Genomic DNA, 1591 nt, shown 5'->3' with positions numbered 1-1591 from the left:
TCTGGCGATCGTGTGGCGACCCAAGGTGCCACGCTCATCAACCAAGTCCGTTAAAGGGGTCACGATATGTTCAAGTGGCTTCTCGAAAATAGCCTGACCAACCGGCTTCTGGTGTTGATAGCGGGTGCCGTGTTGATGGCTTACGGGGCATTCACATTGTCTCGAACGCCAGTCGATGTCTTTCCCGACCTCAACAAACCGACCGTGACGATCATGACCGAGGCGGGTGGCATGGCCCCCGAAGAGGTCGAGCAACTGATTACCTTTCCTCTGGAGACGGCCATGAATGGTTTGCCTGGGGTCGAATCGGTTCGTTCTACTTCCTCTGCTGGCCTGTCCTTTTTGTATGTCACCTTCAACTGGGACACGGAGATTTTTCGGGCACGCCAACTGGTGTCTGAACGTCTCTCGTCCATGGAAGAAGGTTTGGCTGCCGGGGTGATACCCCGCATGGGACCGATCAGCTCCATCATGGGAGAGATCATGCAGATCGCTATTCCTGTCGATCCGCAGAAAATCTCCCCCATGGCCGTGCGTGAGTACGCCGACTGGGTGCTCCGGCCACGACTCTTGTCTATACCGGGTGTCGCACAGATCATCCCCATTGGAGGCGAAGTGCGCCAGTTTCAGGTGCAGCCCAACACAGCGCGCATGTCGGACTTGGGCATCTCCTTGGACCAGTTGGAGTCGGCGTTGCGCGGGTTCTCGGCCAACACCTCGGGGGGATTTCTGGAACTCAACGGGCGCGAGTACCTGATTCGAAATCTTGGTCGCACTTCCCGTCTGGAGGACTTGCGCAATCTGGCCATCACCGCCAATAACGGTCAGCCTATCTTGTTGCGCCAGATCGCTGAGGTCACTTTTGCCGCAGCCATCAAACGTGGGGATGCAGGCTTTGAGGGCAAGCCCGCCGTGATTCTGGGCGTTCAAAAGCAACCCACTGCTGACACGACCCGTTTGACACAGTCGATTGAAGAAGCGATTACGGATCTCAAGGCATCCCTTCCTGCGGGCATGGAGGCACCCCGTGTGACCTTCCGGCAGGCCAGCTTCATTGAGGCGTCGATCTCGACGCTGCAAGGCAAGTTGATCGGTGCGTCGCTGTTTGTGGCCGCGATCCTTTTCTTCTTCTTGGGTACGGTTCGCCCCACCATCATCGCGCTCACCGCTATCCCAGTCTCCATCTTCATCACGGCACTGGTGTTCAAGTATTTTGGCTTGTCGATCAACACAATGACGCTAGGGGGGCTGGCGATTGCCATTGGCGGACTGGTGGACGATGCCGTGGTGGATGTGGAAAACATCTTGCGACGCATGAAAGAAGACCGTGCCAAGGACCCAAGCCAGCGCCTGTCTCTGCTCGCGCTCGTGGCCAAGGCGTCCATGGAAGTCCGCTCGGCGATCCTTTATGCGACGGTGATCATCGTGCTGGTCTTCCTTCCGCTTTTTGCTTTGCCGGGCCTTGAAGGCAAGTTGTTTGTGCCGCTGGGCATTGCCTTCATCATCTCGACACTGGCCTCTTTGTTGGTGTCGGTAACGATGACGCCGGTGCTGAGCTACTACCTCTTGCCGGGCATGAAAAACCTTGACC

The 1591-nt window shown here is 57.1% G+C and carries 1 protein-coding gene; it reads left to right on the top strand.

The genetic code is table 11. The features are described from left to right. Window positions 1-66 precede the first annotated feature (66 nt). Window positions 67-1591, top strand: a 1525-nt coding sequence (locus B9Z31_RS15265) for an efflux RND transporter permease subunit (protein ID WP_143473868.1), incomplete at its 3' end; no start/stop codon positions are given.

This window comes from Limnohabitans sp. G3-2 (assembly GCF_002778275.1).
GTDB lineage: Bacteria > Pseudomonadota > Gammaproteobacteria > Burkholderiales > Burkholderiaceae_C > Limnohabitans_A.
The sequence above is the reverse complement of the archived record's forward strand: the minus strand, read 5'-3'. Positions and strand labels throughout refer to the sequence as shown.